Consider the following 25,625-nt stretch of genomic DNA (forward strand, 5'->3'; position numbering starts at 1 on the left):
GAACCCGACGATTTGGATTTGCGCAGCAAATCGTATGAGGAGCGGTCCCCTGCCCCAGCCAGTTGTGTGCTCCCCGTTCTTCAGCCAGGCAGCAGCTACGCGACAGACTTCACCCGTGCCGGCCAGGTCGCCAACACCACCCCCGCCAAGGCCAGACCAAACGCCGCCGCCTGCACGCTGCTCACGTGCTCACCCAGGAACACCACGCCCACCATCGCCGCGCTGATCGGCAGCATCACCGTGAACACGCCGGCCTGCGCGGCGGGCACGCGTTTGAGACCCGTCATCCAGAGCCAGACCGTCCACATGCTGGCGGCGAGGGCATAAAACAGCAGCAGGCCCCAGATCTCCAGCTTCACGGTCGCAAAGTCGAACTGCAGCGCCTGCCAAACGCCGAAGGGCGTGACCAGCAGCAGTCCCCACAGGTTGATCAGCGCGCTGATGCGCTTGGGTGAGAGCTTGCCGCTGAGCTTCTTGCCGATCACCACATAACTGGCCTCGCAGATGACCGCACCGATCAGCAGCGCGATGCCGAGGACCGAGTACCCCTCGGCGCCCGCAGCGCTGCTTGGGCTTGGAGCACCCTGCTTGCTCAAAGTCACCAAGGCGATGCCGCCCACCGCGCAGCCAATACCGGCCCAGACGCGCTTCTTGATCTGCTCCTTGAGCACGATGCGCGACAACAGCGCGGTCACCCCCGGCAGCGCAGCCATGATCACGCCCGCAGCCAGCGCGGAGCTCAGCGCCACGCCAAACAGCATGCAGATGGAGAACAGGAAGTTGCCAAGGAAGGACTCGAGAAAGAGCAGGCCCTTGTCATGCCGAGTCAGGGGGGCTTCTTCGGCCCCGCGCCGCGTCCACGAGGCCATGGCCACCGCCGCGATGCCGAAGCGCAGCCACGCCAGGAGGAACACCGGGAAGATCGTCACCAGCAGCTTGGACAAACCGACATAGCTCCCGACCAGGGCCATGCTGGCGCTCAGACAAAGGTAGGCCAGCCAGGGCAGCCCCGCGTGCAAGGAAGACATGGTGAAGAACGGAAGAAAAGTGGAAAAGGGCGACTCAGAACAAGGCGGCGTAGCGCTGAACTTCCCAATCGCTGACGTGGCGAGCGTAGCTGATCCACTCAGCGCGCTTGAGCTGGATGAACTGCGTGCTCAGGGTCTCGCCCAGCGCGGCCCGCAGCACGGTGTCCGCTTCGAAGGCATCGACCGCCTCGCCCAGGCTTTGCGGCAATACACCGATGCCACGTTCGCGCAGCTGAGGCGCGGCCAGTTCGAACAGATCGTCGGCGCAGGCGACGCCGGGGTCGAGTTCACGGTCGATGCCATCCAGCCCGGCCGCGATCAAAGCCGCCGTAGCCAGGTAGGGATTGGCTGCCGCGTCGGGCAAGCGCCATTCAAAGCGGCCAGGCAAGGTGCGCACCAGCGCCGTGCGATTGTTGGGGCCGTGCGCGATGTAGGCCGGCGCCCAGCTGGTGCCCGACAGCGACTCGCCCACCACCAGGCGTTTGTAGGAGTTGACCGTGGGCGCGGCCAGGGCCGCCAGGCCCGCCGAATGCGCGAGCACGCCCGCGACGAAGTGGCTCATGCACTTTTCATCATCGAACAGACAGCGCGCATCTGTCCCTTCGCCCTGCCACAAGGAAACGTGGAAATGCATCCCACTGCCAGGCTGGTTGGCGAAGGGCTTGGGCATCATCGAGAACAGCAGCCCGTATTGCTCGGCGATGGCTTGCGCGGCCAGCTTGAAGAGCATGAGGTTGTCCGCGCTGCGCAGCGCATCCGCGTGCAGGAAGTTCAGCTCGTACTGACCCTGTGCATCTTCGTGGTCGATCTGGAACACGTCCAGGCCGCAGGCCTGCAAGCCATAGCTCAGCTCGTTCAGAAAATCTCGCTGTCGCGGCAAGCTCTTGAGGTCGTAGGAAGGCTTGTCCAAGACATCCTGGGCATCGGCGGGGGCGATGCCACCCGACTCGGTCTTGCGCAACAGAAAGAACTCCGGCTCGATGCCGGTTTGCAACTGCCAGCCGCGTTCGCTCAGCCGCGCCAACTGACGGCGCAGCACTTGGCGCGGACAGGCATCGAAGGGTTCGTTCGCCACATAGCCGTCGCAGACCGCGCGGGCGTAACCGGGCATCCAAGGCATGGCCCTGACAGTGGACAGGTCCGCACGGCCGTAGTACTCCGAACGCGGCCCGGTGCGCGGCAGACCCGTGCCGGCGATGGACGGACCCGCGAAACCGGCGCCACTCTCGGCCAAAGTCTGCAGGTGTGCCAGTGGAACGAATTTGCCTTTGGCGACACCGTGCAGGTCGGTGAACTGCGCGAGGACGGTGTGCACGCCCTCGGCCAACAGGCTTTCTTGCAAGGCAAGGAGGTCGGCGCGCATTCAGCGAGCGGCTTTCAGCGCCTCGCGCAGGATGCCCAGGGCTTCCTCGAAGTGCGCCTCGGGGATGGTGAGCGGGAAAAGGAATCGGATCACGTTGCCATCCACGCCGCACGTCAGCAGGATCAGGCCGCGCTGCAAGGCCTCGGCCTGCACCTTCTTCGTGAAATCGGCGTCGGGCGCACCAAGAGCATCGGCATCGGCCTTGCGGAACTCAACGGCCACCATGGCCCCCAAGCCTCGCACGTCCGCGATCTGGGGCACCTGGGGGCGCATCTGGTCCAGCACGGCCTTGAGGCGGTCGCCCAGCATCTTGCCGCGCTGGGGCAACTGCTCCTCGCGCATCAGGTCGATCACGGCGTGCGCGGCGGCGATGGCCAGCGGGTTGCCGGCGTAGGTGCCGCCGAGGCCACCCGGCGCGGGCGCGTCCATGATCTCGGCCTTGCCCGTCACCGCTGACAGCGGCACGCCATTGGCCAGGGACTTGGCGATGGTCATCAGGTCGGGCACCACGCCAGTCTGAGCGAGGAACTGCTCCATCGCGAACAAGGTGCCCGTGCGACCAAAACCGCTCTGGATTTCATCGGCGATCAGCACGATGCCGTGCTCATCGCAGAGCTGACGCAGCCAGCGCACGGCTTCCGTTTGGATCACGTTGAAGCCGCCCTCGCCCTGCACCGGCTCGAAGACGATGGCCGCGACCCGGCTGGGCTCGATGTCCGCCTTGAAGATGTGATGGACGGCCTTCTTCACGTCTTCCAGCGGCGTATGCGCGTCGGGGTAGGGCGCGTGGTAAATCTCGGGCGGGAAGGGACCAAAGCCCAGCTTGTAGGGCGCGACCTTGCCGGTCAGCGCGACCGCGAACAGGCTGCGACCGTGGAAAGCACCGCTGAAGGCGATGACACCCGAGCGCTTGGTGTGGGCACGCGCGATCTTGATGGCGTTCTCGATGGCCTCCGCACCGGTGGAAAACAGCGCCGTCTTCTTGGCGTGCGTCCCAGGCGTGAGCTGGTTCAGCTTTTCGGCCAGGGCGATGTAGCTCTCGTAGGGCACGACCTGGTAACAGGTGTGGGTGAAACGCTCGAGCTGCTCCTGGATGGCTTTGACGACTTTCGGGTGCCCGTGCCCGCTGTTCATCACCGCGATGCCGCCCGCGAAGTCGAGAAAGCGTCGACCTTCCACGTCCCAGAGCTCGGCGTTGTCCGCGCGCTCGGCGAAGAAACTGGCCATCACGCCCACGCCGCGCGGCGTGGCGGCGGCCTTGCGGGCCATGAGCTGTTCGTTCTTCGAGTGGTTCATGCTTGTGACTCCTTGAAAGAATGTGACTTCCATGCGCGGCAGCCGTGGGGCCGGCTTTGCCGGACCACTGGCTGCATCCCCTTGAGGGGAAGCGCCGGAAGGCGCTCAGGGGTGGGCATCTATCCGTATCCAGGTGGTTTTCAGTTCGGTGTACTTATCGAAGGCGTGCAGCGATTTGTCGCGCCCGTTGCCGCTTTGCTTGTAGCCGCCGAAAGGCACGGTGATGTCGTCCTCGTCGTACTGGTTCACGTGCACGGTGCCCGCGCGCAAGGCGCGGGCGACGCGGTGGGCACGGCTGAGGTTGTCGCTCCACACGCTGGCCTGCAAGCCGTAGGACGAGTCATTGGCCAGGCGGATGGCCTCTTCTTCCGTCTTGAAGCGGATGACGGAGAGCACCGGGCCGAAGATTTCCTCGCGCGCGATTTTCATCTGATTGGTCACGTCGATGAACACCGTGGGTTCCACGTAATAACCGCCCGTTTCCGTCAGCGCGCGCTTGCCGCCCGTCAGCAGCTTCGCGCCTTCGCTGGCGCCCGCGTCGATGTAGCCGAGCACCGTCTTGAGCTGGCCTTCGTCCACCAACGCGCCCATTTCGGCATGGCCCGACAGAGGGTCTTGAGGCTGGTACTTGGGCGTTTCGCTTTTCACGCAGGCCAGGAACTCGTCGGCCACCTTCTCGTGCACGAAGACACGGGACGGCGCGTTGCAGCTTTCTCCCTGGTTGTAGAAGATGCTGCCCGCCACGGTCTGGGCGGCGCGCTGGATGTCGGCGTAGTCATCGAACACCACGAAAGCCGACTTGCCTCCGAGTTCGTTGTAGACCCGCTTGAGGTTGCTGCGCCCCGCGTAGTCCAGCATGCGACGGCCCACGCGCGTGCTGCCCGTGAAGCCAATGGCGTCCACGTCCATGTGCAGGGCCAGCGCCTCGCCCGCCTCATGACCGTAACCGGGCACGACATTGAACACGCCCGGCGGCAAGCCCGCCTCCAGCGCCAATTCGGCCATGCGCAACGCGGTCAGCGGTGATTTCTCGCTGGGCTTGAGCACCACCGAATTGCCCGCCGCCAGCGCGGGGCCCAGCTTCCACGAGGCCATGAGCATGGGGTAGTTCCAGGGCACGATGGCGCCGATCACGCCCATGGGCTCGCGCGTGATGAGGGCCAGCGCCGTGGCGGGCGTGGGCGCGACCTCGTCGTAAATCTTGTCCACGGCCTCGGCGTACCAGGCGATGGTGCGCGCGCTGCCGCCCACGTCCACGGCCAACGCTTGCTGCACGGGTTTGCCCATGTCCAGGGATTCGAGCAACGCCAGTTCCTCGCGCGCGGCCAGCAGTTTGTCGGCGAAGGCGCGCAGCACCTTCTTTCGCGCGGCGGGCGCCTGCCCGGCCCAGCGGCTGTCCTCGAAGGCGGCGCGGGCGCTCTTCACGGCGGCGTCGACGTCGGCTTCACGCCCCCGCGCGATCTCGGCCAGGAGGCGGCCATCGATGGGCGAATGCTTGGCGAAGGTCTCGCCGTTCACGGCCGCCACGCGCTGACCGTTGATCAGCGCGCGGCCGTCCGTCTTGACCGCCTTGGCGGCGGCATGCCAGTCGGGTGCGGGTTTGTTCATGGCAGAGATTCCCTAGGTGAGAAAGGGAAGCCGCTGCAAACGGCTTCCCTTTCGATCGCTTGGACGCGAGGAAGGATCGCGCTCAGAAAAACACCACGAGGGCGGCACCCACGAGGTTGTTGTTCTTTTTGTACTCTTCGTTCTTCACGTCGTAGAACACGTCCTGGTCCGCACCGTCATAGCGGTACTCGAACTTGAGCCAGGCGTTGGGATTGAGCGCGTACTTGAGGCCCAGGGAGACGGCGTAGCGGTTGGCGCCTTTGCACTCTTCGCCCGCGTCACAGTCGGCGGAGGCCTTTGCGTCCATGCCGAGACCGTTCACGCCATCCGCGCGGACACCAGCGCCATCGTCAAACGCGGTGTAAGTGAACAAACCGCCGCCGTTCTTTTCATTGTTGATGTAATCGCCCCGCACCAGGAATTGCAGGCGCGGAGTGAAGAAGTAGCCCACCGTGGTGGACGCGCCGGCCCACTTGGCATCACTCACGCCGTCGTTGGCGGCATCCTTTTGGGTGCCATAGGAAAGCTGGCCGCCAAACGTCCAGTTGCCTCGGTTGTAATAGCCGTCCACTTCGAACAGCACGGCCGTGCTTTTGTCGGCCACCTCACCGTCAGCATCCACGGTCTTGTTCCAGTTGTCGGCTTTGCCGACCACACCGGCAAAACCCACGCCCCAGAACTCTTCCGGCCAGTAGTCAAACCGGTAGACCCAAGCCGGCGCGGTCTTGCCTTCCGGCGCCCTGGCGCTGTCCACGTTGGCGAGCATGGTGCGCAGCTGCCAGCTGCCGGTGGAAATGTCCAGCCCCGCGCCGGTGTAGGCGACGGGCAGCGTGAAATCGAACAGGAGGTTGTGCGTGATCAGCGCCGACTTCACCGGGTCCGCGTACTCATACCCCGACCAGTCCAGCACCTTGCCGGCAATCAACCGGGTCTGCCGATCCGACAAGGGAATGGACACCAACGCCGCGGTGATCGTGTGGTCACCGTTGAGGGGTTGCAACTGCAGGTTGTAGGTGGTGCCGTCGTCCGTTTCCTTGGTGAAGGTGATCGTGGCGTTGCCAAAGAATGGTGTGTCCGAGTAGCCGCTGAATTCGGAACTCAGGAACTGGAACCCCGCGCGGTTGGCGTTCTGGTCATAGATGTACGTCGGGTCCATGTAACCCGAAATCTTCAAACCCTTCAAGCCAGCGGTCTCCCACGCATCCTCCATCGCCTCGGTCTTGATGATGGTGCGGTTGATGTCCTGCATCTGGTCAGGCGTCAGGCCCATGCGATTTTGCTGGGCGGCAGCCTGCCCCCCCGCTGCGATGCCGAGAGCGAGCGCTGCGACTTGAGCGAGGATGGTGCGGTGGTGGACTCTCATCGGCTTCTCCTTGTGTGAAGGGGTATCGGGTGGGCGTGACCTGGACAGACAGCTTGTCGTTCAACGCGTAACGGGGACCGGGAGCGAGTTCTTCCTTGGACTTTTCTTATTCGTTGCGGGACGCCGCGCTGATCTCAGCGGCGCGGCGCCGTTCCGCCCGCGCTACCAGGATGCTGGCCACGGTCACGCAAACAGCCACCACGACGATGATCACCGTGGCCACCGCGTTGACCGTGGGATTGAGCCCCAGACGCGCGCGCGAGAAGATGATGAGCGGCATGGTGGTCGAGCCCGGGCCGGAGAGGAAGGCCGAAACCACCACATCGTCCAGCGAGAGACTGAAGGTCAACAGCCAAGCCGAAACCAGCGCTTGCGAAATCGACGGCAAGGTGACCAGCGTGAAGACCTGCCAGGGCTTGGCGCCCAGGTCCATCGCCGCTTCTTCGAGTTGGGGGTTGATCGCCTGCAGTCGCGCGGCAATCACCACGGTGGCATAGGCCATGCCCATCATCATGTGGCCCAACAGAATGGTGACCAGACCGCGCTCGGGGATGCCGATGGCGCGCTGCAAGGCCACCAGCAGCAGCAGCAGGGACAGGCCCTGGATGACCTCGGGCATGACCAGAGGGGCGTTGACCATGCCCGAGAAGAAGGTGCGCCCCCGAAAGCGCCTGTACTTGACCAAGGCGAAAGCGGCGAGCGTGCCCAGGGTGACGGACAAGCACGCCGACAGGAAGGCGATCTTGAGCGAGAGCCAGAGCCCGTTGAGGATTTCCCGGTCACCCGCCAGCTTGACGTACCAGTCCAGCGTGAACCCTTCCCAGCTGGTGGGCAGGGGCGACTTGTTGAAGGAGAAGATGACCAGCGCCATCATCGGCAGGTACAGGAACAGCAGGCCGGCGACCAGCCATCCCTTGCCGAACCCGGCGGCGAAGCGCGAACTGAAGAGGGCCTTGGTCATGGTGCAACACCTCCTCGCTTCGCGCTGGGGTGCGAGCTTGCTTGACGAATCACCACGTTATGGGTCTGAGCCGCGCTCATTTTGTCTTCTCCTGGGCTTCGGCCTGGTACTTGTTGAAGATGGCCAGGGGCACGACGATCAGCAGCACCAGCACCACGGCCACGGTGGAAGCCATGGGCCAATCGTTGTTGCTGAAGAACTCATCCCAGAGCACGCGGCCGATCATCAGGGTGCGCGCGCCACCCAGCATTTCTGGAATGACGAACTCGCCGATGCAAGGAATGAAGACCAGCATGGAGCCGGCGATGATGCCGGCCTTGGACAGCGGCACCGTGACTTTCCAGAACGCCGTCCAAGGCGTCGCACCCAGATCCGCGGCGGCCTCCAGCAGGCGCAGATCCATCTTGGCCAGGTTGGCGTAGAGCGGCAGGATCATGAAGGGCAGGTAGGTGTAGGTCATGCCGATGACCAAGGAAAACGGCGTGTAGAGGTACATGCCCGGCGCGTCGATGACACCCATGGCCATCAGCAGATGGTCCAGTCCCAGGAAATTCAGCGCCGACGCACCCCAGCCCCCCTCGCTGAGCAGCCCCTTCCAGGCGTAAACGCGCAGGAGGAAGGAGGTCCAGAAGGGCAGCATGACCAGCATCAGCAGCAGGGGCTGCACCGTGGCCTTGGCCCGCGCCATGAAGTAGGCGAAGGGATAACCGATGAACAGACAGCAGGCCGTGGTGACGGCCGCGTACTTCAGGCTGGAGAGATAAGCCCTGAGGTACAGGTCATCGCTGAACAGGAAGACGTAGTTGGCGTACTTGAAGCTCAGGTTCACCACGCCGTCCGTGATGTTCATGAGCTCCTTGGCCATGACCGGGCCCATCTCGGACACCGAGTAATTGAGCACGATCAGGAAGGGGGCCAGGAAAAACAGCAGAAGCCAGGCATAGGGAATGCCGATGACCGCGCTGCGGCCACGCCACCAGGCGGGGCGGAAACGCACGTAGCCCGTTTCCGGATCGTGCGTGGGCGAGGAAGAGGAGGAGACGACACTGCTCATGGCGGGGACCTGCTTGCCTGTGGCACCTCGTGGTTATTGCGTGAGCACGACCTGGGCCTGCGGGCTCCAATGCGCCCAGACCTCGTCGTCCCAGGTGAAGATGTCGTCAGGATGGCGTTCCGTGTTGGCCATGCTGACCTTGAGCATCGCGCCACTGGCCAGCTTCACGCGATAGATCGTGAGGCCGCCGAAGTAGGACAGCTCCTTGACCATGCCCTTGACGCTGTTGAAACGCGTGTCCTCGGGCGCCTGGCGCGAGAGCTTGATCTTCTCGGGCCGCAGCGCGACCGTGACCGCCATGTCCTCGGTGCCGGTGATGCCGTGGCCCACGTAATGCCGCACGTCGGCGCAGGCAATCTCGCAGTGGGCCGCGTCGTCCACGTCCAGCGTGCCGTCCATCAGGTTGACGTTGCCGATGAAGTCGGCCACGAAGCGCGATTGCGGTGTTTCGTAGATCTCGCCAGGCGCGCCGACCTGCAGGAAGCGCCCCTCGCTCATGACCGCCATGCGCGAAGCCATGGTCATGGCCTCTTCCTGGTCGTGCGTGACCATCACGCAGGTCACGCCGACCTGCTCGATGATGTTGACCAGCTCGATCTGGGTCTGCTCGCGCAGCTTCTTGTCGAGCGCGCCCAGCGGTTCGTCCAGCAGCAGCAGCTGGGGCTGCTTGGCCAGGCTGCGCGCCAGCGCCACCCGCTGCTGCTGACCGCCCGAGAGCTGGTGCGGCTTGCGCTGGGCGAACTTGCCCAGCTGCACCAGCTTGAGCATGGCCTCGACCCGCTCGGCCACCTCGGCCTTGGGCATGCCCTCGCGGCGCAAGCCAAAGGCGATGTTGTCCCAGACCGTCAGGTGCGGAAACAGGGCGTAGGACTGGAACATCATGTTGAGCGGCCGCTCGTAGGGCGGCAGCCCCACGAGGTCGACCCCATCGAGCACGATGCTGCCGGCCGTCGGCGTCTCAAAGCCGGCCAGCATGCGCAGCAGGGTCGTCTTGCCGCAGCCCGACGGCCCCAGCAAGGCAAAGATCTCGCCCTTGGCGATGTCGATGTTGACGTTGTTGACCGCCTTGTACCCGCCAAATTCCTTCACCACGCTCTTGATCTGCAGGAATTTCGCGTTATGGCTGCTCTTTGGGCTGCTCATTCTTCGCCTTGAGACTAGGGTTGAAAAGGGGCGATTATCGTGATCCTGGGACGCCCGGCTTACATGCCGGTCTTGAACGCGGTGTAGACCCGGCTCTGGTTGCGCCGGATGTCGTTGGTCAGCTGCTGGTCGGAGTACCCCACCATCTTGGCCAGGTCGGCGGCGGACAGGAAGACGGTGCTGTTGTTGGCCACCGCGGGGTTGATGAAGGACTTGGAGGCGCCAAAGGTGCCATTCGGGTAGAACACCTTGTTGGTCAGTCCTGCGTTGACCTGGGGACGCAAGATGTAGTCGATGAATTTGTAGGCGTTCTCGATGTGTGGGGCATCCGCGGGGATGGCCATCACGTCGAAGAACAGCAGCCCGCCGGTGGAGGGCAGCAGGGCCTGGATGTTCTGGCCGGTCTTGCCGTCGATGGCGCGCTGACGGGCGATGTTGATGTCACCGGACCAGCCCAGGGCCAGGCAGATGGAACCACTGGCCATGTCGTTGATGTAGCCCGAGGAGCTGAACAGCGTGACGGAGGGGCGGATGCTCTTGAGCAGGGCCAAGGCGGCGTTGTAGTCCGCGGCGCTCCTGGAGACACGGGGCTTGCCCAGGTAGTGCAGCGCGGCGGGCACGACTTCGTCGGCCGAGTCCAGCACGGACACCCCGCAGGACTTCAGTTTGTTGACGTACTCGGGCTTGAAGAGCAGATCCCAGGCATTGGCGGGCAGCTCACCGCCGATCGCTTTCTTGACCTTGTCCACGTTGATGCCCAAGGTCGTGTAACCCCACAACCAAGGCACGAGGTACTGGTTGCCGGGATCCACCGCGGCAAGCTGGGACATCAGCGGCGCCTCGAGGTTCTTGAGATTGGGAATCTTGCTGCGGTCCAGCGGCGTGAACAGGCCCGCGGAGAGCTGCAGCGCGGCCCAGTTGGACGACGGCACCACGATGTCATAGCCCGTCTTGCCCGCCACCAGCTTGGCGTGCAGGATTTCGTTGTTGTCGAAGTTGTCGTAGCGAACCTTGATGCCCGTTTCCTTCTCGAAATTGGCGATCGTTTCGTCCCCGATGTAGTCGGACCAGTTGTAGACGTTCAAGACCTTGGCGTCCTGGGCTGAAGCGTTCGCGCCCCAGAGGAGGGAGGCCGAGGACAGCAGGACCGCGGCCGCCGTGGCGAGCGCGGAACAAGGGCGGAAATTCAGCTTCATGACGATGGCCTCCTAATGCCGAAGAGTGATGCAGGAACGATCAAGTCTTGAGGACGGGGGGGAAACTCGAACACGCAATTCTGGGCTGATTTTCAGCGAATCCGGCGGGCCCACGCCGCCTCAGGGCACGGAAGTGGCGGAGGCAAAGTCCGTGCCACCCGGCGCGGCCCATCCGCCATGCCAGCCCGTCAAAAAGCGCCTTTCTGTTGGAGTTCGGCCAGGGTCAGGTCCAGGCAGCGGCGGATCAGCGCCAGCATTTCGTCCATCTGCGCGCGGGTCATCGACAACGGCGGCGCGATGATCATGCGGTCGCCCACGGCGCGCATGATGAGCCCCTCACGGAAGCAATGGGCCCGGCACATCATGCCCACCGCCAGCTCGGCAGGGAACGGCGCGCCACTGGTTTTGTCACGCACCAACTGCAAGGCGCCCATCAGGCCGCAGGTCTGGGCTTCGCCCACCAGGGAGTGCCCCGCCAGCTCGGCATAGCGTTGGGCCAGGTAGGGCCCGGTGTCCTCGCGCACACGCTCGACCAGCCCCTCGCGCTGGATCAGCCGGATGTTGGCCACCGCGACGGCGCAAGCCACCGGATGGCCGCTGTAGGTATAGCCATGGGCGAACTCGCCACCGTTGGCGAGTGCCTTGGCCACGCGTTCGCCGACCATGACACCGCCCAGGGGGATGTAGCCGCTGGTCACGCCCTTGGCGAAGGTCATGAGGTCGGGTTTCGTGCCCATGGTTTCGCAGCCGAACCATTGGCCCGTGCGACCGAAGCCCGTGATCACCTCGTCGGACACCAGCAAGATGCCGTGTCGGTCGCAGATGCGCTGGATTTCGGGCCAGTAAGTGGAAGGAGGCACGATCACGCCGCCCGCGCCCTGCACGGGCTCGCCGATGAAGGCGGCCACGCGACCGGGGCCGATTTCCTGGATCTTGTCTTCGAGCCAGCTGGCGGCGCGGCGCCCGAACTCCTCGCGACTCAATCGCTCGCTCCGTTCGTCGCGCCCCAGCGCAAACCAGAACGGCTGTTCGATGTGCACGATATCGGGAATGGGCAGACCCCCTTGTTGGTGCATCTCGGACATGCCGCCCAGGGAGGCGCCGGCCATGGTGGAGCCATGGTAGGCGTTCTTGCGGCTGATGATGACCTTGCGCTCGGGCTGGCCCTGCAAATCCCAGTAACGCCGCACCAGGCGCACGACGGTGTCGTTGCTCTCCGAGCCCGAGCCGCCAAAGAAGACGTGCTGGAACTGCGGCGGCGTGATCTCCGCCAGCAACTCGGCCAGTTCGATGGCGGGCGGCGTGGCCGTGTTGAAGAAGCTGTTGTAGAAGGGCAGCGTCTGCAACTGCCGCGTCGCCGCTTCGATCAGCTCTTGGCGGCCATACCCCACGTTGACGCACCAGAGACCGCTCATGGCGTCGAGGATCTTCTGACCCTCGCTGTCCCAGATGTAGATGTCGTCGGCGCGGGTGATGATGCGCGCGCCCTTGCGCGCCAGCGCGGCGGAGTCGGTGAAAGGATGCAGATAGTGGGCCGAATCGGTCTGCTGCCATTCGGCCGTGGTGCGGGTGGCACCGGGCTTTTGAGGCGGATTCAAACGTGCATTCATTGACCAAACCTTCCTGAGTGGGGAGCCATGTTCATCAGACGTGCAGCAGCAAGTGCTCGCGTTCCCACGGGGAGATGACCTTCATGTACTCGTCGAACTCGATCTCCTTGATTTCGCTGTACACGGTCACGAACTCCTTGCCCAGCACCTCGTGCAAATCGGTTTCCTTGCGCAACAGGTCCAGCGCATCGCTCTGGCCGCGGGGCAGGGCAAAGGGCGTGAGGTAGGCGTCGCCCTTCATCTCGTCCTTGGGCTTGATCTTGTTCTTCATGCCGAGGTAGCCGCAGGCGAGGGTCACGGCCATCGCAATGTAGGGATTGGCGTCGGCACCGATCACGCGGTTCTCCAGACGCCTGGCCTCGGGCGTGGAGATCGGCGAGCGAATGCCAACCGTGCGGTTGTCATAACCCCATTCGATGTTGATGGGCGCCGCCGTGAAGCGCGACAGGCGACGGTAGCTGTTCACATAGGGCGCGAGCAGCGCCATCGCGGCTGGCGTGTATTTCTGCAGTCCGCCGATGTAGTGGTAGAAGGCGTCCGAGGGCGTGCCGTCCGGCTTGCTGAAGACATTGTGTCCCGCCTTGTCCACGACGCTCTGGTGGATGTGCATGGCGCTGCCGGGTTCGCCCGCGATGGGCTTGGCCATGAAGGTCGCGTACATGTCGTGCCGCATCGCGGCCTCGCGCACGGTGCGCTTGAAGAAGAAGACCTCGTCGGCCAGGCCCAGGGGATGGGCGTGGAAGAAGTTGATCTCCATCTGGCCCGCGCCGACCTCGTGAATGAGCGTGTCCACGTTCAGACCCATCTGCTCGCAGTAGGCGTAGATGTCCTCGAACAGAGGATCGAACTCGTTGACCGCGTCGATGCTGTAAGCCTGGCGCGAGGTTTCAGCGCGCCCGCTGCGGCCGATCGGGGGGCGCAAGGGCGTGTTGGCGTCGGTGTTGCGCGCGGTCAGGTAGAACTCCAGCTCGGGGGCGACCACCGGGTTCCAGCCTTCCGCGGCGTACAGATCACACACCTTGCGCAACACGCTGCGCGGCGCATAGGGAATGAGCTGGCCATCGTGGTCGAAGCAATCGTGGATGACCTGGGCCGTGGGGTCGATGGCCCAGGGCACGATGCGCACCGTGCTCGGGTCCGGGCGCAGCTGCATGTCGCGGTCGGTCGGGTCGATCACGTCGTAATAAGGGCCATCCTCGGGAAACTGCCCCGTCACGCTCATCGCCACCGTCACCTGCGGCAGGCGCATGCCGCGGTCCTCGGTGAACTTCTCACGCGGCAGGATCTTGCCGCGCGCGACGCCGGTCAGGTCGGGCACGAGGCATTCGATTTCGGTGACGCGGCGTTCATTCAGCCACTGTTCGAGTTCGGCGAAGCCGAAGTTGTTTTTTTCAACCATGGGAATCTCTCACTGTTCTGTTCACAGGCTACGGCCGGTACAAGCGCCAAGGCAGGCTTTGTGCTTGCCGCCGGCCACATTCCTCGCGATGACCCGCGGACACGCGGGCCGGGCAAGGGGTTCAGGCACGGAGAGCGGCTGGCTGAGGGGCGCGGTGCCGGTCACGGTAGAGCACGCAGGCATCACCGAAGGCCCGGAAAAGCTTTTGTGAAATGGGGTTGTGCGCGGCCAGCCACTCGGGGTGCCACTGGACGCAGAGGTTGAAGCCTTGCACGGGCCGGCCGGCGATGGCCTCGGCGGAAAAGGCTTCCACCAGGCCATCCGGGGCGCGGGCTTCCACCCGCAGGCCGGGGGCCAATTGGTTCACGCCCTGGCCGTGCACGGAGTTCACCTGAAATTCCGCCTGGTCAACGATGGCGGCCAACACGCCACCGGACTGCACATGCACCGGATGCGCCGGGGCGTACACCACTTCGGGCGGGGCCTTGGGGTCTTGCGGGGCGCCCCGGTGGTCGTTCTTGCCCTCGACTTCCTGCACGGCCTGGTGCAGGCTGCCGCCCAGCGCCACATTGGTTTCCTGGAAGCCACGGCAAATCGCGAAAAGCGGGATGCCCCGCTCCAGCGCGGCGCGGATGAAGGGCAAGGTCCAGGCGTCACGTTCAGGGTCGAGCGGCAGGCTGGGGTCGTGCACCGCTTCCTCGAAATGGCTCGGATGGACGTTGGACGGCGAGCCGGTCAGGAACACGCCATCGGCCAGGTCGAGCAGGGTCTGCATTTCGCGCGCATCCGCCGCGCCGGGCACGACCAGCGGCTGACACCCCGCCAGGCGGACGGCGTCGATGTATTTCTTGCCCGCGATGTGGAAGGGATGGTCCCCAACCTGCCGGTTGCAGGAGGGCACCAGAACCAGGGGTTTTCTCTCCGAAGACGACGCCCCCGCGCTCGCGGCGAGGGGCTGGACGGACAGGGGCATGGGCGCGTTCACAGCAAATCCTTGATGCGGTAGTAGGCCATGCCCAGCACCAGAGCCGGTGTGCGCAGCCAGCGTCCACCCGGAAACGGGCGATGCTGGATGCGCGCGAAGATGTCGAAACGCTCGGCCTGGCCTGCGATGGCCTCGGCCACCAGCTTACCCGCCAAACCGGTCAACGCCAAGCCGTGACCGGAAAAGCCTTGCAGATAAAAAATATTCGCGTGCTCTTGCTGACCGGTGCGTTGGGAAAGTCGACCGAAATCGGGCGCGCGGTTCATCGAGATGTCCACGAAACCGCCCCAGGCGTATTGCGCCTTCACGTCCTTCAGTTGCGGGAAGGACAGCAGCATGCGCCGGCGCATGCTTTCGGCCAGGTTCATGGGCGTGGCCGTGCTGTAGCTGACACGCCCGCCGTAGAGCATGCGGTGGTCCTGCATGGGACGAAAGTAATCCAGCACGAAGTTGGTGTCGCAGACCGCCGCGCCGCTGGGAATCAGCGAGTCGGCCAGGGCCGGGTCCATGGGCTCGGAGGCGATGATGTAGGTGCCCACGGGCATGATGCGCGCCTCCAGCGCGCGCGCGATCTCCTGCAGGTACACGTTACCCGCGAGCAGCACATGCCGGGCGCGCACGCTGCCGCGGACATCGCCTTGTCCCGCCGCCCGGGTCACCGTGCGCAGCGTGGTGAGCGCGCCATCGGCCTGGGTTTCCAAGGCCGTCACGGCGGTGTCTTCGTGGAGGCGCACACCGGCCTGGGCCGCCGCGGCCGCCAGCCCCTGCGTGTACTTCAGGGGATGCAGATGCCCGTTGAAGTCATCGTAGACCCCGCTGTGAAAACGCGGGCTGGCGATCCAGCGCGGCATGTCCTTGGGCTCGATCCAGCGGCTTTGGAAGTCGTAGCGCTGGAGCATGTCCTCTTGCCAGGCACGCAAGGTGCGCGCCTTGCGCGCGTTGAGCGCCAAGGTCAGGTAGCCAGACCGCCATTCGCAGTCGATGGCGTGGCGTGCCCGGCGCTCATGCACCAGGTTCACGGCCTCGACCGTCATGTCCCAGACACGCCGGGCCACGGCGGTGCCCAGCTGTTCTTCGATCACGGAAATGTCGCTGGCCAGGCCGGCGATGACCTGCCCGCCGTTGCGGCCCGAGGCGCCCCAGCCCACCTCGCGTGCCTCCAGCAGGGTCACGCTGTAGCCCCTCGCGCTGAGTTCCAGCGCCGCCGACAGGCCAGCCAGACCGCCACCGACGATGGCCACATCGGCGTCCCCATCGTCCTGCAGCGCGGCGAAACGCTGCGTGCGCGGCGCGGTGGCCGCGTAGTAGGAGTTCCGGGTCAGGTCCTGGTCGGTCTCGAGCAAGGTCTTGAACATCCGGTTGACCCCTGGTCTTTGCTTTTGTTTTTGCTTTTGCGGTTGCGTTTCCGATCAGCCCCGCTTCAGTACATCGGCCAGCGTGCCGACCAGCTGGTCGATCTGCGCCTTTGAGATGATGAGCGGCGGCGACATGGCGATGGTGTCACCCGTGGTGCGGACCAACACACCCAAGTCGAAACACTGAAGGAAGACGTCAAAGGCGCGCTTGCCCGGCAAGCCCGCGAGCGGGGCCAGTTCGACCGCACCCACCAGACCGATGTTGCGGATGTCGATCACGTGCGGCAGCCCCTTGAGCGCATGCAAGGCGTCGGCGAAATAACTTTCGAGTTCGGCACCGCGCGTGAGCAGCCCTTCCTCGGCGTACGTGTCCAGCGTGGCCAGCGCCGCAGCGCAGGCCAGGGGGTGACCCGAGTAGGTGTAGCCGTGGGCGAATTCGATGACGTGGGGCGCGCTGTCCACGTTCGTCAGCGTCTCGTGGATGGCCTGGCGCGCGAACACCGCGCCCATGGGCACCGTGCCGTTGCTGATGCCCTTGGCGGTGGTCATGAGGTCGGGCGTGACGCCAAAGCGCGTGGCGCCGAAGGGCGCGCCCAGGCGACCAAAGCCGGTGATCACCTCGTCGAAGATCAGCAGGATGCCGTGCTTGTCGCAAATCTCGCGCAGGCGCTGCAGGTAGCCCTCGGGCGGCAGCACCACGCCCGTGGAGCCCGCCACGGGCTCGACGATCACGGCGGCGATGGTGCTGGCGTCGTGCAGCGCGACGATGCGCTCCAGGTCCTCGGCCAGTTCGGGGCCACCGTGCAGGGGCACGCCGCGGCTGTAGCCGTTGCGCGCGGGGTCATACGTGTGGCGCAGGTGGTCCACGCCGGTCAGCATGGGGCCAAACGTCTTGCGGTTGCCCACGATGCCGCCCACCGAGATGCCGCCGAAGTTGACGCCGTGGTAGCCGCGCTCGCGGCCAATGAAGCGAGTGCGCGTGCCCTGGCCACGGGCACGGTGGTAGGCCACGGCCATCTTGAGCGCGGTGTCCACCGATTCCGAACCCGAGTTGGTGAAGAACACCCGGTTCAAGCCCGCGGGCGTGATCTGGATCAGGCGCTCGGCCAGTTCGAAGGACTTGGGGTGCGCCATGTTGAAGGGCGGCGCGTAATCCAGCTCGGCCACCTGCTTCTGCACGGCTTCAACGATCTTCGGGCGGGCATGGCCCGCGTTCACGCACCACAGGCCCGCGATGCCGTCCAGGATCTGGCGACCCTCGGGGGTCCAGAAATGCATGTCCTTGGCCTTGGCCAGGAGACGCGGCGCGCTCTTGAATTGGCGGCTGGCGGTGAAGGGCATCCAGAAGGCGTCCATGGCCGGTGTGTGGGCTGGGGTATGGGCCGCAGTCTGGGCCAGAAGAGAGGCGTCGATGGCTTTGTTCATGGTCAATGGAAAAAAGAGAAAACCAGGCCCAAACCAGGCCGTATGGGTCCGTTTTCAAGCAAGAAATCTGCCCTTGCAAGCCAAAGGCAGGCCGATGCCCTCAGTCTAGAGAAAGCCGGACGCAATGTGCTTGCGCAATCGCTCGGGAACGGCCCGCGACCATGCAATAAGATTGCGTCGATTTTCTTTTTGGAAAATTTTCATGCGAATTAAGTCCACAACGATCGCACAGGATGCCACACTCGATGCCATCGACCGCGCCATCCTGCGCGAACTCCAGGCGGACGGGCGCTGCTCCAATCTGGAGCTGGCGCAGCGTGTGCACCTCTCGCCTTCGGCCTGCCTGCGGCGCGTGAAGACGCTGGAAGACGCTGGCGTCATCGCCCGCTATGTCGCCCTGCTGAACCCGCGCGCCATCGGCAAGAGCGGCTCGAGCTTCACCATCGTCAACCTGGAAAGCACGGCGCAGACACGGATCGAGGCCTTCGAGCAAGCGGTGCAGGACCAGCCTGAAATCCTGGACTGCCATTACGTGGCCGGGAGCAACGATTACCTCATCCGCTTCAGCTACCGCGACGCCGAGGACCTGGAGCGGGTGCACCGCGAGGTGCTGATGCGCCTGCCGGGCGTGGCCCGCGTGAACTCCATGCTGGTGCTGCGCACCGTCAAGAAGACCACGGCCTTGCCGCTGGACTGAGCACCCCAGCCCCATCCAGGCCGTCCATCATCGAACCCCATGACCAAGCCACCCACCCGTCTCGCGCTGGCCGCTGCCTGCGGCGCCGGCTTCCTCTGGGGCACCGGCGCGCTGGTCGTGCAGGTGCTGATCCAACGCCACGGCTTCACGCCTGAAAACATCTCCTTCTGGCGCTTTGTCGTGGGCGCCCTCGTGCTGCTGGCCGTCTTCGGCCGCCCCGCGCGATGGCCAGAATTCTGGCGAACGCTGCGCCCCATGCTGGGCACGCTGCTCGCCGCGGGTGCGGCAATGGCGGGTTATGTGCTGCTGTGGTTCTACGGGATTGAACGCATCGGCGCGGCCATACCGACCTTGATCGCGCTGTGCCTACCGCCGGTGCTCGTCACCGTGGTGGCGCTGGCTCGCGGACACGAACGCGCCAGCTGGCCGCTGCTCGGGCTGCTGGCCTTGTCCTTGCTGGGCACACTGCTGCTGGTGCTGCCGCATGAGACAGGAGCGGGCACGCCCGCGACACCCGCCGCGGACCCCTGGCAGCTGGTGCTGGGCGTGGCATTCGCCATCGGCTCGGCCTTGCTCTACACCGGCTTCACGCTGGTCAGCGGCAAACTTTCGAGCACGCTGGGCGCTGGCCCGGCCACCCTGGGACTGACGGTGGTGGCCGCCGCCGTCATGGGCCTGTCCGCGCTGCACCGGCCCTTGCAGTGGCCGGCGGATGTGCCGCCTCAGGCCTGGTTTTTGTACCTGGGCATCGTCACCGCGGCGCTGGCCCTGCTGGCTTTCAGCTGGGGCGCGGCGCGCCTGTCACCAACGCTGCTGACCATCGCCGTCCTGGTCGAGCCCCTGACCACGGTGCTGCTGGCGGCCTGGCTGCTGGGTGAGCAACTCAACCCGGCGCAATGGCTGGGGGGCGCCTTGCTTCTGGTCAGCATCTGGGGCCTGGGCCAGCGCGAGAGCCGACGAGCGGCCTGACCGAGCAGCAAACGCAAGCAGCAAATGTTTCAGAAGATTCGGGAAGTTCGTGGGCGTGTTGTGGCCGTGTTTGCTCGACCACTCGCGCTCGCAATCATCGGGCACCGCGCCGCGCCAACCAGGGCAGCATGGACGCAAGCACGCCGTCCTTGAGCACGGCATGGTGGTACAGCGCGGCCAAGGCGTGCAGGCCCGCAAGCGACACAAGGACGTCGCCCAGGAAGCCGTGCACATCGCCCCAGTCGACCAGGTGCCCCAGCGCCGAACCGGTGATGCCCGGCAGCTGCTCCACGCGCACGCCACCGAGCAAGGTCAGCGGATGGCCTTCTCCGCCCAGAGCCAGCAGGGCCGTCAGCGGCAAGGCCAGGAGCAGCAGCCAAAGCAGGCCATGGACGGCCTTGGAGGCCCGGCGCATCCAGGCTGGCATCGGGAACTCGGGCGCGCGCGGGCGCAGCGCCACCCAGATCAGGCGGATCAAGGTCAGCACCAACACCAGCAGACCCAGGCTTTCGTGCCAGACGATGCCGATGCGGGTGGCCGGGTCCACGCCCTGACGCATCAAACGACCGAAGCCCTCAGGCCCCAGGATGAAGGCCGCAATCACGGCAACGGCCGTGAGCCAGTGCAAGACGCGGCTGAGCGCGTCGTAAGGAGAGGAAGAAGGTGTGCCCATGAAGGAACTCCCGCGAGAACCTGGCCCTGCGCCGATGCCGAACGCCTCGGCAGGAAGACCATGCCGTCAGTGTGACGATTTCGCGAGGGAATGCAAGCCTGGGGCGCCCCGGCGTACCGGGGATCGCCTGGCGCATGGGCCGGGCCGGGCCGGGCCGTGGCGTGGCGTGAGGGTGGCCGTGTCAGCCTGGCCGCCCGTGCGCCAGCCTCAGTCAGACCACGGCGCCGGAGTTCGGGTCCTTGGGGTCGTGCTTGGCCTTGTCGGGCACGGCCTTCACCAAGTCTTCGCGCTTGACCCCCAGCCACATGGCGATCGAGGCCGCCACGAAGACGGACGAGTAAATGCCGAAACAGATACCGATGGTCAGCGCCATGGCGAAGTAATGCAGGGTCGGGCCGCCGAAGATCAGCATCGACAGCACCACCAGCTGCGTGCTGCCGTGGGTGATGATGGTGCGGCTGATGGTGCTGGTGATGGCGTGGTCGATCGTGGCCTTCACATCCATCTTGCGCTGGCGCCTGAAACTTTCGCGGATGCGGTCGAAGATCACCACGGACTCGTTCACCGAGTACCCCAGCACAGCCAGCACCGCGGCGAGCACCGGCAGCGAGAACTCCCACTGGAAGAAGGCGAAGAAGCCCAGGATGATGACCACATCGTGCAGGTTGGCGATGATGCCGGCGACGCCGAACTTCCACTCGAAGCGCACGGCCAGGTAGATCACGATGCCGATCACCACGAAGGCCAGGGCCTTGAGCCCATCCAGCGCGAGTTCGTCGCCGACCTGCGGGCCCACGAACTCGCTGCGGCGCAGGGTCGCGCCGGCATCCGCCGCCTGCAGCACGCCCAGCACCTGGGCGCTTTGCTCGCTGGAGCTCACGCCCTTGACGGCGGGCAGGCGGATCAACACATCACGCGCCGTGCCGAAGTTCTGCACCTGCACGTCGGTGTAGCCCAGCTTGGCGATGCCCCCGCGGATGGCCTCCAGGTCGGCGGTTTGCGTGTAGCTCACCTCCATCAGGGTGCCGCCGGTGAACTCCACCGACAGATGCAGCCCGCGCGTGACGAGGAAGAACGCCGCCAGCAGGAAGGTCACGAGTGAAACGGCATTCAGCACCAGCGCGTGGCGCATGAAGGGAATGTCGCGGCGGATCTTGAAAAACTCCATTTGCTTTCTCCTTGGGAGTTTTCAGTGATGGCTCATATGCGATTGCGCATGTGATGCCGAAACTAAAAATTCCATTTTTAGTCCGTCTAACAATGGAATTCTTGGCGCAGGCTCACATTTGCGCGCAGCGCATGTGAGCCGTAGCCAAAAACTCCATGGTTGCTTTACTGCTCTGCCTTGCCCGTGGCTTGACCCTCAGGCCGCCATACCGTCCCGATGGACACGCTCTTGAGCTTCTTGCGACTGCCGTACCAGAGGTTGACCAAGCCGCGCGAGAAGAACACCGCGGAGAACATGCTGGTCACGATGCCCAGGCAGTGCACGACCGCGAAGCCACGCACGGGCCCCGTGCCGAAGGCCAGCAAGGCCAGGCCCGCGATCAGCGTGGTGACGTTGGAGTCGAGGATGGTGGCCCAGGCGCGCTCGTAGCCCGCATGGATGGCCGCCTGCGGCGAGGCGCCGTTGCGCAGTTCCTCCCGCACGCGTTCGTTGATCAGCACGTTGGCGTCGATGGCCATGCCCAGCACCAGGGCCATGGCCGCCATGCCCGGCAGGGTCAGCGTGGCCTGCAGCATGGACAGCACAGCCACCAGCAGCAGCAGGTTGACGGCCAAGGCCACGGCGGAGAACACGCCAAACAGCATGTAGTAGATGCCCATGAAGGCCGCCACGGCGACGAAGCCCCAGGTCACGCTGTGGAAGCCCTTGCTGATGTTGTCGGCGCCCAGGCTGGGGCCAATGGTGCGCTCCTCGATGATCTCCATCGGCGCGGCCAGCGAACCAGCGCGCAGCAGCAGGGCCGTGTCGGCGGCCTCGGTCGTGCTCATGCGGCCAGAAATCTGCACGCGGCCACCGCCGATCTCGCCACGGATGACCGGCGCGGTCACGACTTCGCCCTGGCCCTTCTCGAACAGGATGATGGCCATGCGCTTGCCAATGTTTTCGCGCGTCACGTCCTTGAAGATGCGCGCGCCCTTGGCGTCCAGCACCAGGTTGACGGTGGGCTCATGGGTCTGGCTGTCGAAGCCCGGCTGGGCGTCGGTCAGGTTTTCACCGGTCAGCACCACTTGCTTGCGGACGATGACGGCTTGGCCATTGCGCTCCAGGTAGCGCTCGGACGTGAAGGGCACGGGACCGGTGCCAAGTTCCGCGGCACGCCCTTCCGTGCTCTCGTCCACCATGCGCAGTTCCAGCGTGGCGGTGCGGCCCAGGATGTCCTTGGCCTTGGCGGTGTCCTGCACGCCGGGCAACTGCACGACGATGCGGTCGGCGCCCTGCTGCTGGATCACCGGTTCGGCCACGCCGAGTTCATTGATCCGGTTGTGCAGGGTGGTGATGTTCTGCTTGAGCGCCTGGTCTTGCACCAGGCGCATGGCCGCGGGCTTGAGGCTCAGGGTGAGCTTGAGGTCGCCGCCGTCATTGCTCTCGGCGAGTTGCAGGTCGGCGAACTGGTCCAGCAGCACGCGCCGGGTGGCTTCCGCCGTGGCGGCGGCGTCCGCGCCCGTGCCGCGCAGACGGATCTCGATCGTGTTGCCATTGCGCGCGATGCCGCCGTGGCGGATGTTCTTCTCGCGCAGGGTGGTGCGCAGGTCACCCGCCAGCGACTCGGCCTTCTTGGTCAGCGCGGCCTGCATGTCCACCTGCAGCATGAAGTGCACGCCGCCGCGCAAGTCCAGCCCCAGGTACATGGGCGCGGCGCGCAGCGAAGCCAACCATGCCGGGGTGTTGGAGATCAGGTTGAGCGCGACGATGTAGCCCGAGGCGGCGGGATCGGGATTGAGCGCGTGGTTGATCGCGTCCTTGGCCCGCAGTTGCGCGTCCGGCGAATCGAAGCGCACGCGCAGCGAACCGCCCGCCGCGCCGGTGTCCAGTTGCACGGCCAGCGGCGACAGCCCGGCCTGCTTCAGCGCATCCTCGACGCGCGCCTGCACGCCCAGGTCCACTTTCTGGGTGGCGCGGGCGGGCGAGACCTGCACCGCTGGGGCTTCACCAAAGAAATTGGGCGCCGTGTAGATGGCGCCCACCAGCAAGGCGATCACGATGATCGCGTATTTCCACAGCGGGTAACGGTTCATGGCGGGATCGCGCCGGACAAGGACACGAGAAAAGAGGCGGGTTCGGAGCGCCGGGATGACGCACGCGTCAGCCTGGCGCTCCCGCGTGGGATTTACTTCAGCGTGCCCTTGGGCAGCACTTGGGCCACGGCGTGGCGCTGGATCTGCACCTCGACGCCGGAGGCGATTTCCAGGCCGAGCTGGTTGTCACCCACGCTGCTGACGCGGCCCAGCATGCCACCGACGGTCACGACTTCGTCACCCTTGGCCAGGGCGTCGACCATGGCGCGGTGTTCCTTTTGCTTCTTCATCTGGGGACGGATCATGATGAAGTACAGCACCACGAACATCAGCACGATGGGCAGCATGCTCATCAGCGAGGATTGCAGGCCGCCTTCGGGGGCGGCGGCGGGCGCGGTCTGGGCGTAAGCGGTGGAAATGAACACGGTGGGGGCTCCTGGCGGTTTATGAAGCGGGCGCGGGCCGAAGGCCGTGCCGCGCAAAGCCGCCGATTGTACGGGGGCCGTCCAGGGGGGCGGCGGTGTCCCGCGCGGCCCTGGGGAATCAGCTGCCCCGGGCCGATCCGGCTGCCTGTTGCTGCGCGCGCCACGCCGACATCTTGGTCGCCCAGACCGCACGCACCGCCGACAGATGCCGGGCCTTGACGTGGCCGTAGCCCCGGATCTGCTCGGGCAGGCGGGCGATCTCGACCGCAGCCGCCAGGTTCTGCGCCGACAGACCGGCCAGCAGCTCGTCGATGCAGGCGCGGTACTCGTCGATCAGGGCGCGCTCGGTCTTGCGCTCCTCGGTGTGGCCGAACGGGTCTAAAGCGGTGCCGCGCAAGCCCTTCAAGCGGGCCAGGCCCCTGAACAGCATGAGGGTGTAGGGACCGAACTTGCGCTTTTGCAACTCCCCGCGCGTGTTGCGCCGCGCCAGCACCGGTGGCGCCAGGTGGTAGTGCAACTTGACCTCACCCTCGAACTGCGCCGCGATGCGCGCCAGGAACGCTGGGTCGCTGTGCAAGCGCGCGACTTCGTACTCGTCCTTGTAGGCCATGAGCTTGAACAAACCCTGGGCCACGGCCTCGCTCAATGATGTCTTGCCGAAAGCCGATTCGGCCTGGCGCACCCGATCGATGAAGGCCCGGTAACGCTCAGCATAGGCCGCGTTCTGGTAGGCCGTCAGGAATTCGACGCGGCGCGCCACGACGTGGTCGAGCGTGGGCGGTTTGTGGAACACCAGGGCTTGCGCCGTGGTGGCGGCCGCCGCCACGCGCCGCGCGAAGTCCTCGGGGGCGTGGGCCGCACGGCGGCCCCAGCCAAAGGCCGCCTTGTTCTGCGCCACCGCCACGCCATTGAGTTCGATGGCGCGCAGCAAGGACTCCAGGTGCAAGGGCACCCAGCCCCGCTGCCAGGCGTAGCCCAGCATCATGGGGTTGGCGTAGAGGCTGTCGCCCATCAGGCGCAGGGCGGCGGTGTCGGCATCGAAGACGCCCAGATGCGGGTTCGTGTCGCCTCCCTCATCCGTGCCCTGATCGCCCCCCACATCACCGACCCCCGCACCGCTCACAGCCTGGGCCACCTCGCCCGCGCAGGCCGCGGCGGGGTTGCGCCAGTCGGCGTCGCGCACGAAGGCGGCGGTGGGCGCGCCGTGGCTGTTGAGCGCCACGCGGGTGCGCCCCGGTCGCATGCGCAGCAGGGTCTCCTTGCCCGCCGCCACGATGGGATCGCAGGCAATGACCACATCGGCCGCGGCCATGCCCACGCGCGTGACATGCACGGCGTCCTGCCGCGCGGCGATCAGCACATGGCTCCAGGTCGCGCCGCCTTTCTGCGCCAGCCCCGCCGCGTCCTGGGTGACGATGCCCTTGCCTTCCAGGTGCGCCGCCATGCCCAGCAACTGGCCGATGGTGATGACACCGGTGCCGCCCACACCGGCGACGACGATGCCCCATGCGCCCTCGGCATCCAGCGCCAGGTGTGGGATGTGGGGTTCTGGCAAGTCGTCCAGCTTGTCCATGGCCGGCGCGGCCTGGGTCTTCTTTTTCAGCGTCCCGCCTTCGACGGTGACGAAGCTCGGACAAAAGCCTTTCAGACAGCTCATGTCCTTGTTGCAGCTGCTTTGGTTGATCTGGCGCTTGCGGCCAAACTCGGTTTCGAGCGGCTCCACCGCCAAGCAGTTGCTTTGCACGCCGCAATCGCCGCAACCCTCGCAGACCGCTTCGTTGATCAGCACGCGCACGGCCGGCTCGCTCAGCGTGCCGCGCTTGCGGCGGCGG

21 protein-coding genes are annotated in these 25,625 nt (G+C 65.5%); 2 read left to right on the top strand and 19 right to left on the bottom strand.

The window, feature by feature from the left end; all coding sequences use genetic code 11:
• Nucleotides 1-95: 95 nt before the first annotated feature.
• From HGR_RS13215 to HGR_RS13280, 14 genes are all read right to left on the bottom strand, one after another.
• Entirely contained in the window at nucleotides 96-1,028 is a 933-nt protein-coding gene (locus HGR_RS13215; protein WP_006298784.1) for a DMT family transporter, read from the bottom strand.
• Between the two features lie 34 nt (nucleotides 1,029-1,062).
• Nucleotides 1,063-2,391 (bottom strand): type III glutamate--ammonia ligase, encoded by a 1,329-nt coding sequence (glnT, locus tag HGR_RS13220; RefSeq protein ID WP_006298785.1) that lies wholly within the window; start codon nucleotides 2,389-2,391, stop codon nucleotides 1,063-1,065.
• On the bottom strand, nucleotides 2,392-3,687 hold the full coding sequence (gene gabT / locus HGR_RS13225; protein WP_006298786.1) for a 4-aminobutyrate--2-oxoglutarate transaminase: 1,296 nt from the start codon (nucleotides 3,685-3,687) through the stop codon (nucleotides 2,392-2,394).
• A 105-nt stretch (nucleotides 3,688-3,792) separates the two neighbouring features.
• The gene (locus tag HGR_RS13230) at nucleotides 3,793-5,295 is read right to left on the bottom strand and encodes an aldehyde dehydrogenase (protein ID WP_006298787.1); all 1,503 of its coding nucleotides are present in this window, start codon (nucleotides 5,293-5,295) and stop codon (nucleotides 3,793-3,795) included.
• An 82-nt stretch (nucleotides 5,296-5,377) separates the two neighbouring features.
• Entirely contained in the window at nucleotides 5,378-6,658 is a 1,281-nt protein-coding gene (locus HGR_RS13235; RefSeq protein ID WP_081463544.1) for a DUF3138 family protein, read from the bottom strand.
• Nucleotides 6,659-6,764: 106 nt separating this feature from the next.
• On the bottom strand, nucleotides 6,765-7,619 hold the full coding sequence (locus tag HGR_RS13240; protein ID WP_006298789.1) for an ABC transporter permease: 855 nt from the start codon (nucleotides 7,617-7,619) through the stop codon (nucleotides 6,765-6,767).
• Between the two features lie 76 nt (nucleotides 7,620-7,695).
• Entirely contained in the window at nucleotides 7,696-8,673 is a 978-nt protein-coding gene (locus HGR_RS13245) for an ABC transporter permease (RefSeq protein ID WP_006298790.1), read from the bottom strand.
• A gap of 33 nt (nucleotides 8,674-8,706) precedes the next feature.
• On the bottom strand, nucleotides 8,707-9,816 hold the full coding sequence (locus HGR_RS13250; RefSeq protein WP_006298791.1) for an ABC transporter ATP-binding protein: 1,110 nt from the start codon (nucleotides 9,814-9,816) through the stop codon (nucleotides 8,707-8,709).
• 59 nt (nucleotides 9,817-9,875) lie between these two features.
• Nucleotides 9,876-11,012: a polyamine ABC transporter substrate-binding protein gene (locus HGR_RS13255; protein ID WP_006298792.1), complete on the bottom strand. Its 1,137-nt coding sequence runs from the start codon at nucleotides 11,010-11,012 to the stop codon at nucleotides 9,876-9,878.
• Between the two features lie 188 nt (nucleotides 11,013-11,200).
• The gene (locus HGR_RS13260) at nucleotides 11,201-12,622 is read right to left on the bottom strand and encodes an aspartate aminotransferase family protein (RefSeq protein WP_006298793.1); all 1,422 of its coding nucleotides are present in this window, start codon (nucleotides 12,620-12,622) and stop codon (nucleotides 11,201-11,203) included.
• A 34-nt stretch (nucleotides 12,623-12,656) separates the two neighbouring features.
• The gene (locus HGR_RS13265) at nucleotides 12,657-14,021 is read right to left on the bottom strand and encodes a glutamine synthetase family protein (protein ID WP_006298794.1); all 1,365 of its coding nucleotides are present in this window, start codon (nucleotides 14,019-14,021) and stop codon (nucleotides 12,657-12,659) included.
• Between the two features lie 121 nt (nucleotides 14,022-14,142).
• The gene (locus tag HGR_RS13270; RefSeq protein ID WP_050797470.1) at nucleotides 14,143-14,994 is read right to left on the bottom strand and encodes a gamma-glutamyl-gamma-aminobutyrate hydrolase family protein; all 852 of its coding nucleotides are present in this window, start codon (nucleotides 14,992-14,994) and stop codon (nucleotides 14,143-14,145) included.
• An 8-nt stretch (nucleotides 14,995-15,002) separates the two neighbouring features.
• Nucleotides 15,003-16,361: an NAD(P)/FAD-dependent oxidoreductase gene (locus HGR_RS13275; RefSeq protein WP_006298796.1), complete on the bottom strand. Its 1,359-nt coding sequence runs from the start codon at nucleotides 16,359-16,361 to the stop codon at nucleotides 15,003-15,005.
• 54 nt (nucleotides 16,362-16,415) lie between these two features.
• Nucleotides 16,416-17,786, bottom strand: a complete 1,371-nt coding sequence (locus tag HGR_RS13280) for an aspartate aminotransferase family protein (protein WP_006298797.1) — start codon at nucleotides 17,784-17,786, stop codon at nucleotides 16,416-16,418.
• A 202-nt stretch (nucleotides 17,787-17,988) separates the two neighbouring features.
• Between HGR_RS13280 and HGR_RS13285 the strand changes: the two genes are divergently transcribed.
• Nucleotides 17,989-18,483 (top strand): Lrp/AsnC family transcriptional regulator, encoded by a 495-nt coding sequence (locus HGR_RS13285; RefSeq protein WP_006298798.1) that lies wholly within the window; start codon nucleotides 17,989-17,991, stop codon nucleotides 18,481-18,483.
• Between the two features lie 39 nt (nucleotides 18,484-18,522).
• Nucleotides 18,523-19,452 carry a DMT family transporter gene (locus HGR_RS13290; protein ID WP_006298799.1) on the top strand — a complete coding sequence of 310 codons (930 nt, stop codon included), beginning with the start codon at nucleotides 18,523-18,525 and terminating at the stop codon, nucleotides 19,450-19,452.
• A gap of 94 nt (nucleotides 19,453-19,546) precedes the next feature.
• Here HGR_RS13290 and HGR_RS13295 read toward each other — a convergent pair whose 3' ends face one another.
• From HGR_RS13295 to HGR_RS13315, 5 genes are all read right to left on the bottom strand, one after another.
• Nucleotides 19,547-20,125, bottom strand: coding sequence for a cytochrome b (locus HGR_RS13295; RefSeq protein WP_006298800.1), 579 nt, complete (start codon nucleotides 20,123-20,125; stop codon nucleotides 19,547-19,549).
• Nucleotides 20,126-20,336: 211 nt separating this feature from the next.
• Nucleotides 20,337-21,293 (bottom strand): protein translocase subunit SecF, encoded by a 957-nt coding sequence (secF, locus tag HGR_RS13300; protein WP_006298801.1) that lies wholly within the window; start codon nucleotides 21,291-21,293, stop codon nucleotides 20,337-20,339.
• Between the two features lie 164 nt (nucleotides 21,294-21,457).
• Complete coding sequence (gene secD / locus HGR_RS13305) at nucleotides 21,458-23,368, bottom strand: protein translocase subunit SecD (RefSeq protein ID WP_006298802.1); 1,911 nt, start codon at nucleotides 23,366-23,368, stop codon at nucleotides 21,458-21,460.
• A gap of 92 nt (nucleotides 23,369-23,460) precedes the next feature.
• On the bottom strand, nucleotides 23,461-23,793 hold the full coding sequence (yajC, locus tag HGR_RS13310; protein ID WP_006298803.1) for a preprotein translocase subunit YajC: 333 nt from the start codon (nucleotides 23,791-23,793) through the stop codon (nucleotides 23,461-23,463).
• A gap of 118 nt (nucleotides 23,794-23,911) precedes the next feature.
• Nucleotides 23,912-25,625, bottom strand: a 1,714-nt coding sequence (locus tag HGR_RS13315; RefSeq protein ID WP_006298804.1) for a DUF6537 domain-containing protein, incomplete at its 5' end; no start/stop codon positions are given.

Source organism: Hylemonella gracilis ATCC 19624 (assembly GCF_000211835.1).
GTDB lineage: Bacteria > Pseudomonadota > Gammaproteobacteria > Burkholderiales > Burkholderiaceae_C > Hylemonella > Hylemonella gracilis.